Origin of the sequence: Bradyrhizobium sp. SHOUNA76, assembly GCF_023006445.1 — a bacterium.
Taxonomy (GTDB): Bacteria; Pseudomonadota; Alphaproteobacteria; order Rhizobiales; family Xanthobacteraceae; genus Bradyrhizobium.
Window position 1 is genome coordinate 1 of sequence record NZ_JALBHA010000323.1, and the last position, 7,556, is coordinate 7,556.

The 7,556-nt window shown below is 63.6% G+C and carries 10 protein-coding genes; 9 read left to right on the forward strand and 1 reads right to left on the reverse strand.

Annotated features, from left to right (window positions below; genetic code table 11):
* Nucleotides 1-550 (forward strand): prolyl oligopeptidase family serine peptidase (locus tag MOV74_RS26000; protein WP_246929210.1); only part of this gene is annotated, 550 nt, incomplete at its 5' end.
* 179 nt (nt 551-729) lie between these two features.
* On the opposite strand, the gene MOV74_RS26005 is transcribed toward MOV74_RS26000, so the two are convergent.
* Nucleotides 730-1,401, reverse strand: coding sequence for a DUF938 domain-containing protein (locus MOV74_RS26005; protein ID WP_246929211.1), 672 nt, complete (start codon nt 1,399-1,401; stop codon nt 730-732).
* 257 nt (nt 1,402-1,658) lie between these two features.
* Between MOV74_RS26005 and soxX the strand changes: the two genes are divergently transcribed.
* The 8 genes from soxX to MOV74_RS26045 form a co-directional block, all read left to right on the forward strand.
* Complete coding sequence (soxX, locus tag MOV74_RS26010) at nt 1,659-2,003, forward strand: sulfur oxidation c-type cytochrome SoxX (protein WP_246929212.1); 345 nt, start codon at nt 1,659-1,661, stop codon at nt 2,001-2,003.
* 25 nt (nt 2,004-2,028) lie between these two features.
* A complete protein-coding gene (soxY, locus tag MOV74_RS26015) occupies nt 2,029-2,520 on the forward strand; it encodes a thiosulfate oxidation carrier protein SoxY (RefSeq protein ID WP_246929213.1) in 492 nt (163 codons plus the stop codon).
* 17 nt (nt 2,521-2,537) lie between these two features.
* The gene (soxZ, locus tag MOV74_RS26020) at nt 2,538-2,849 is read left to right on the forward strand and encodes a thiosulfate oxidation carrier complex protein SoxZ (RefSeq protein WP_246929214.1); all 312 of its coding nucleotides are present in this window, start codon (nt 2,538-2,540) and stop codon (nt 2,847-2,849) included.
* Nucleotides 2,849-3,712: a sulfur oxidation c-type cytochrome SoxA gene (gene soxA, locus MOV74_RS26025; protein ID WP_246929215.1), complete on the forward strand. Its 864-nt coding sequence runs from the start codon at nt 2,849-2,851 to the stop codon at nt 3,710-3,712. The genes soxZ and soxA overlap by 1 nt, the downstream gene beginning before the upstream one ends.
* Nucleotides 3,709-4,014: a hypothetical protein gene (locus tag MOV74_RS26030; RefSeq protein WP_246929216.1), complete on the forward strand. Its 306-nt coding sequence runs from the start codon at nt 3,709-3,711 to the stop codon at nt 4,012-4,014. The genes soxA and MOV74_RS26030 overlap by 4 nt, the downstream gene beginning before the upstream one ends.
* A 53-nt stretch (nt 4,015-4,067) precedes the next feature.
* Entirely contained in the window at nt 4,068-5,819 is a 1,752-nt protein-coding gene (gene soxB / locus MOV74_RS26035) for a thiosulfohydrolase SoxB (RefSeq protein ID WP_246929217.1), read from the forward strand.
* Nucleotides 5,816-6,271, forward strand: coding sequence for a hypothetical protein (locus MOV74_RS26040; protein ID WP_246929218.1), 456 nt, complete (start codon nt 5,816-5,818; stop codon nt 6,269-6,271). The genes soxB and MOV74_RS26040 overlap by 4 nt, the downstream gene beginning before the upstream one ends.
* A 370-nt stretch (nt 6,272-6,641) precedes the next feature.
* Nucleotides 6,642-7,556: MBL fold metallo-hydrolase (locus tag MOV74_RS26045; RefSeq protein ID WP_246929219.1), on the forward strand; the 915-nt coding region annotated here is incomplete at its 3' end.

A 7,556-nucleotide genomic window follows, 5' to 3' on the forward strand; every position in this document is an offset into this window, starting at 1 on the left:
CCGGCTCGCCGGCAAAAAGCTCTCGCATGATGACTTCGCCGCGGTCGCGGCCGATCTCGTGCGCCGCGGCTTGACGAGCGCCAAGCGCATCGCGGCCCAGGGCGGATCGAACGGCGGCATCCTCATCACCAACATGCTGGTGCGCTACCCCGAGCGCTTCGGCGCGCTGTTCTGCACCATCCCGCTGATCGACATGCGCCGCTACACCAAGCTGCTGGCGGGCGCGAGCTGGATCGCGGAATATGGCGACCCCGACAAGCCCGATGAATGGGAATGGCTCAAGACCTATTCGGCCTATCACAATGTGAGGGATGGCCAGACCTATCCGCCGATCCTGATTGCCACCACGCGGCGCGACGACCGCGTCCATCCCGGCCACGCGCGCAAGATGGCGGCCAAGCTGCAGGCGATGGGCTACGAGGCCTGGTTCTACGAGCCGGCCGCCGGCGGCCACGGCTACGGCAAGGACAACAGGGAGCGCGCCGGCTTCGAGGTGCTCGGCTTCCGGTTCTTGAAGGAGAAGATCGGGTGGAAGGACGGGGAAGGCTGAGGCGTATTGATCAAAGGTACCGGCCGCGGGCTGCTCTTACCTCTCCCGCTAGCGGGAGAGGTCGGCGTGCGAAGCACGGCGGGTGAGGGCTTTTTCCCTTTGGGGATTGTCCCGTTGTGGAAGCACCCTCTCCCCAGCCCTCCCCCGCAGGCGGGGGAAGGAGCGGACCTCCCGCATAGCTACCTCGCGAACACCAGTGTCAGATTGTTCGCGGGCATGTCGATCGTATCGACCAACCGAAGACCCCCAGCCTTCGCCAGCGCCTCGACGTCGCCGATATCGCGCACGCCCCAGTCGGGATTGCCTTCACGCAAGGAGGTGTCGAACACCGCGTTGCTGAGCGCGGTGTGCTTGCCGTCGCGCTTGAAGGGACCGTAGAGGAACAGCTTGCCGTCGGCGCGCAAGTATCGGCCGGCGCCGGCGAACAGACCCTCGGCCACGACCCAGGGCGCGATGTGAATGACATTGGCGCAGAACACAGCTGCAAGACTCGTCGGCCCCTGCCCGCCTTTCATCTCCGGACACCAGTCGGGATCGGTGAGGTCGATCCGTAGGGGTGAGCGGATGTTTGGCAGGCCCGCATGCACGCGCCAGGCCTCGATGCTCCTGAGGTGGCGTTGATTGAGGTCGCTCGGCCACCAGATCAGCGAGGGCGTGTGGCGGGCGAAATGGACCACGTGCTGGCCGGTTCCGCTGCCGAGTTCGACCACGTTGCCGGTCTGCCCCCTGAGGTGCTTTTCCAGCGCCGCCCAGAGCGGCGCGTGATTGCGATGGAAGGCCGGCGCATCAAGCCGCCCGTCCGGCTCGATCCGGCCGCCGTCCCTGCCAAATTCGACGACATATTCAGCCAAGTGAGGTCCCCTTGAAAAAACGAGAACACGATGAAAACGGATAAGCGCCCAAACACCCTGGAAATAGCGGCCCGCGCCATGGCCTTACAGTTTGGGCAGAATCCGCCGCTCAAATAGTCTGTTTAGTTGCAATGCGGAAGATATTAACTCCATTTTGCCGCGTGCATAGTCTTGATTGTCAGGCGATGCCCTTTGTGCTTTGGAACGCTCCTATTTCCGCGATCGCGACCATCGCCACAACGCCTCGGAATGACGCCTTGACCGCCTTGTCCCGGATACCCGTCCTGTTCCTCCTGATGGCCATCGTCGCCACGCCGGCGCGGGCACAATCCGCCGTCGCCGATGGCCAAAAGCTTGCTTTCGACCGCGGCAAGGGCAATTGCCTGACCTGTCACGTCATCAAAGGCGGCGACCTGCCGGGAACGATCGGGCCGGAACTGAAGGACCTCAAGTCCAAGTACCCCGATCGCAATGAGCTCACTGCGATCATCTTCGACGAGACCAAGCGCAATCCGCAGACAATGATGCCGCCGTTCGGCCGGAACCGGATTTTGACCGAACAGGAGATCAGCGCGATCGTTGATTTCCTGCAAACCCTGTAACGGCCGGCTGCCCAGGAGACTTCAGATGACCACGACCACCGGCCCCCTTGCGACAAGGCGCCTGATCCTGCAGGGCGCGGCCTCGGTCGCGCTGATCGGCCTTGGCAACCTGCCGTTCGCGGCCAGCCCGGCGCGCGCGGCGGCCAACGACAAATATCCGGAAGAGGCCTTCAAGCAGAAGAGCGAGGCCGACGCGATCAAGGCGCTCTATGGCAAGACCGCCGAGCCCTCCGACAAGGTCAAGCTGGATGCGCCGGAGATTGCCGAGAACGGCGGCGTCGTGCCGGTCTCGGTGACGACGACGCTCGACAAGGTGACCTCGATCTCGTTCCTCGTGGCCGAGAACCCGTTCGCGCTCGCGGCGTCCTACAAGATCGCCGACGGCACCATTCCGGGCGTCGCCAACCGGCTGAAGATGGCCAAGACCACCAAATTGGTCGCCATCGTCGAAGCCGACGGCAAGCTCTACAGCGCGACCAAGGAAGTGAAGGTCACCGTCGGCGGCTGCGGCGGCTAACGGCGAAGGAGGAACAGATGGCATCCAGCATTCGCGTCCGCGCCAACGCCACCGGCGACATCACCGAGGTGCAGGCGCTGATCCAGCACCCCATGGATACCGGCCTCGTCAAGGATTCCAAGGGCGAGCTGATCCCGGCGCATTTCATCCAGGAACTGAAGTTCGAATGTAACGGCAAGGACGTCTTCGTCGCCAATTGGGGCACCGCGGTCTCCAAGGACCCTTACGTCAAGTTCAGCTTCAAGGGCGCCAAGAAGGGCGACGAGCTCAAGATCTCCTGGACCGACAACAAGGGTGCGTCGGATACCACCACCGCAAAGATCGCGTGATGAAGGCCCGCTTCTCTCTCCTGCTCGGCTCGGTGAGCGCCGCACTGGTCGCGTTCGCCCTCACCTCTGCGCACGTCGTCGCAGCCGACAAGGTTGATCCTGTCGCCGACGCCAAGGCATTCCAAAACTTCTTCTTCCAGAAGTTTCCGGACGTGAAGCACGAGGACTTCGTCAACGGTCCCTATTCCATGAATGAGGACATGAAGCGGCAGTGGCAGGAGAAGGAGGAATTCCCGCCTTACGAGTTCGCGCTCGATGCCGGCAAGGAGATGTTTGCGACCCCGTTCAAGAACGGCAAGACCTATGCCGACTGCTTCCCGAACGGCGGCATCGGCATCCGCCAGAACTATCCCTATTTCGACGAGAGGGAAGGCAAGGTCGTCACGTTGGAGCTCGCGCTCAACCGCTGCCGCGAGGCCAATGGCGAGGCGCCCTATTCCTACGTCAAGGACGAGATGGCCTCGCTCACCGCCTACATGGCGTTCACCTCGCGCGGCAAGCCGATGGACATCAAGATTCCCGATGATCCGCGTGCACTCGCGGCGTTCGAAAACGGCAAGCGCTATTTCTACACCCGGCGCGGCCAGATGAACTTCTCCTGCGCCGGCTGTCATGTGCAAAGCCCGGGCGAGCGCATCCGCGCCGAAACCCTGGCGCCGGCGCTCGGTATCCTGAACGCGATGCCGATCTACCGCTCCGAATGGAGCGGCATGGGCACGACCAGCCGCCGCTTCGTCACCTGCAACAGCCAGACCCGCGCGGTTCCGCTGGAGCCGCAGTCGGACGAGTATCGCGACGTCGAATATTTCCTGTCCTACGTTGCAAACGGCCTGCCGATCTCAGGCCCGGGAGCGCGGCCATGAAGCGGACACTTCCTCTCGCCATGCTGCTCGCACTCGGCCTCGCCTCAGCGGCGCGCGCGGCAAATGAAGCGGACTACAAGGCGGCCTTTGCCGCCGCGGAAGCTGCGGCCAAGGAGGCGGCCAGCCTGCGTCACCAATGGACCACCACCGTCTCCACGCTGGCAACGGCCAAGAAGGCGGCGGATGGCGGCGATTTCGACCGCGCCACTGCCGCAGCCAAGGAGGCCGAGGCGCTGGCGAAGGCGTCGATCTTCCAGGCGACGTCTGAAAAAGAAGCCTGGAAGGCGATGGAAATCCGCTAGACTGTTCCCGGGTGAGCAGTCTTGCGATCATGAGAGGGCGCGGAGAATCTGGGATGGCTATCCGCCGCCGCGATTTCCTGAAGTCTGCAGGCCTTGCCGCTGCATCGCTCAGCCTGCCGCGGCTTGCGCGAGGCACTGAAGCCGCGAGCATTTACGACCTCGAGCGGTTCGGCAACGCGCGAATCCTGCACATCACCGACACCCATGCGCAGCTCAACCCGGTCTATTTCCGCGAGCCCAGCATCAACATCGGCATCGGCGAGATGGCCGGACGACCGCCGCACCTGGTCGGCCGCGCCTTCCTCGAACATTTCGGTATCCGCTCCGACAGCGCCGATGCCTATGCCTTCACCTGCGTCGAGTTCGAGAAGTCCGCAGGCCGCTTCGGCAAGCTCGGCGGTTTTGCCCATCTGAAGACGCTGGTCGACCGTTTGCGAGCCGATGTCGGCGAGAAACGTTCGCTGCTCCTCGACGGCGGCGATCTCTGGCAGGGCACCGGGCTTGCCCAGGTCATGCAGGGCCGCGACATGGTCGAAGTCGCCAATCTGCTCGGCATCGAGGCGATGACCGGGCATTGGGAGTTCACCTATGGCGAGCAGACGCTGCGCGACAATCTCGAGCGCTTCAAGGGCGAGTTCCTGGCGCAGAACGTTTTCCTGACCGAGGAAGCCGCGTTCAACGATGCCCCCGCATTCGACAAGGCCACGGGGCGCGTGTTCAAGCCCTCAATGATCAAGGAGATCGGCGGCCATCGGGTTGCGATCATCGGCCAGGCCTTCCCTTACGTGCCGATCGCGCATCCCAAGCGATTCACGCCGGACTGGACCTTCGGCATCCGCGAGGAGGAATTGCAGAAGCATGTCGATGCCTTGCGCGGCACCGACAAGGTCGATGCGGTCATCCTGCTGTCGCACAACGGCATGGATGTCGACCTCAAGCTCGCAAGCCGCGTCACCGGCATCGACGTCATTCTCGGCGGTCATACCCACGACGCCGTGCCGCAGCCGATTCCCGTGAAAAACGCGGGCGGGACCACGCTCGTCACCAATGCCGGCTCCAACGGAAAATTCCTTGCCGTGCTCGATCTCGCGATCGACAAGGGCAAGGTCGGCGACGTTCATTATCATCTGCTGCCTGTCTATTCCGAGCTGTTGAAGCCCGACCCTGGAATGGCCGAGCTGATCGGCCGGCTGCGCGCGCCGCATGTGACCGACTGGTCGGCGAAGATCGCAACGCCCGACCGCCTGCTCTATCGCCGCGGCAATTTCTCCGGTCCCGTCGACGAGCTGATCTGCACCGCGCTCCGCACCGAGCTCAATGCCGAGATCGCGCTGTCGCCGGGCTTCCGCTGGGGCGTCACCGCGCTGTCCGGCCAGGCGTTGACCATGGAGGATCTGCTCGCGGAGACCGCGATCACCTATCCCGAAACCTATGTGCAGGAGATGACGGGAGCCCAGATCAAGGACGTGCTGGAAGACATCTGCGACAACCTCTTCAACCCCGATCCCTATTACCAGCAGGGCGGCGACATGGTGCGCGCCGGCGGGCTCAGCTACACCTGCACACCGACGGCAGCGATCGGCAGCCGCATCTCGGAGCTGAAGCTCAATAGTGGCAAGGCGCTCAGCGCCAGCCACCGCTACAAGGTCGCAGGCTGGGCTTCGATCAACGGCCAGCAAGGCGCGCCGGTGTGGGACGTCGTCGGCAAATATCTGCGCTCGGGCCGGATGTTTCAGGAGCGGCTCGGCTCCGGTGTCACGCTGAAAGGCGTCGACGACAATCCAGGCATTGCGGGACAAGGATGAGGCGGGCGCTAGTTCTCAGCGCGATGTTGTTGACGCTGCTCATCTGGCCGGCGATGCCGGCTGATGCGCAGCAGTTGCCGCTCCAGGACAAGCCGTTCGCCGAGCACAAGATTGTGCTGCAACTCTCCGACGGCGATGCAAAGAAGCAGGCGCTGGTGCTGAGCGTCGCCAACAACCTTCTGAAGGCCTACGCCCCCGACAAGATCGCGATCGAAGTGGTGGCGTTCGGTCCCGGCATCGACTTGCTGCTGTCAGGCAGCGAGCGTCGCAAGCAGGTCGAAAGCCTGATCGCACAGGGCGTGCGTTTCGACATCTGCCTCAACACGGTGGACACGATCGAGCGCGAGACGGGGAAGCGGCCGGAGTTCATCCAGGCCGCAACACCGGTGCAGGTGGGCGTCGGGCAGATCCTTTTCCTCGCGGAGAACGGCTACACGGTGGTGCGGCCCTGAGGGGCCGCGCACACAGCGTCGCGGCACCCTCGACGTCATTCCCCGCGACCCCGGCTACGCCAAGGCTTCGCCGGGGTTTGGTCTTGGGCGCGCCGAAGCTTTAGCGTAAGCGGCAAGCGGGGAATCCAGTACGCCGCGGCTTCTCCGTATCCCACGACGGTCTCTGGAATAATGGATCGCCCGCTCCTGTGCGCAATTGCGCACTAGGCGGGCGATGACAGCTTTGGGTGGGTGACAGCATGGCCACCCCCCAACCCGCACTGCAATAAAAATCTTCCAAATCTCGTCACCCACGCAGTGAATTGCTTCTCTTTAGGACCGCGTCCGTAGTAGAATCCTCGAAATCAGTTCCACTGCCGGACTTCCTGCCATGATCTTCCGCCAGCTCTTCGACAGCGTTTCAGGCACCTACAGCTACGTGCTTGCCAGCCGCCCCGGCGGTGAGGCGCTGATTCTCGATCCCGTGCTGGAGAAGGTCGACCGCTACTGCCAATTGCTGCGCGAGCTCGACCTCAAGCTGGTCAAGGCGGTCGATACCCATCTGCATGCCGACCACGTCACCGGCCTCGGTGAGCTGCGCGACCGCACCCATTGCATGACCGTGATGGGCGACCAGACCAAGGCCGACGTGGTGGCGATGCGGGTCGCCGACGGCGACAAGGTGACGATCGAGGGCCTGTCGCTCGACGTGATGTACACGCCCGGTCACACCGACGATTCCTACTCCTATCTGATGGGCGATCGCGTCTTCACCGGCGACACGCTGCTGATCCGCGGCACCGGCCGCACCGACTTCCAGAACGGTTCTTCGCGCGCGCAATACGATTCGATCTTCAACCGGCTGCTGAAGTTGCCGGACGAGACGATGGTATTCCCGGCGCACGATTACAAGGGCGATACCGTCTCCACCATCGGCGAGGAGAAGCGCTACAATCCGCGGCTCCAGGTGCGCTCGGTCGACGAATATATCGAGCTGATGGCGAACCTGAAGCTGCCCAATCCGAAGATGATGGACGTGGCGGTGCCAGCCAACATGCATGTCGGCCTGCATCAAGAGGAACTGGAGAAGGAAGGCCGTGCGCTCAGCGCGGTCGAGGCGATCCGCATTCTCGGCCGGCCCGACATGCTGCTGGTCGATCTGCGCGAAACCAACGAGCGGATGAAGCACGGCATGCTCGAAGGCGCGCTGCATGCGCCCTATCCGTCCATCGAGGAGAGCCTCAAGCCCGGCGGCATGCTGCGCGAGGTCGCGGCCGCCACCGGCCGCCGCGTCGTGTTCTTCTGC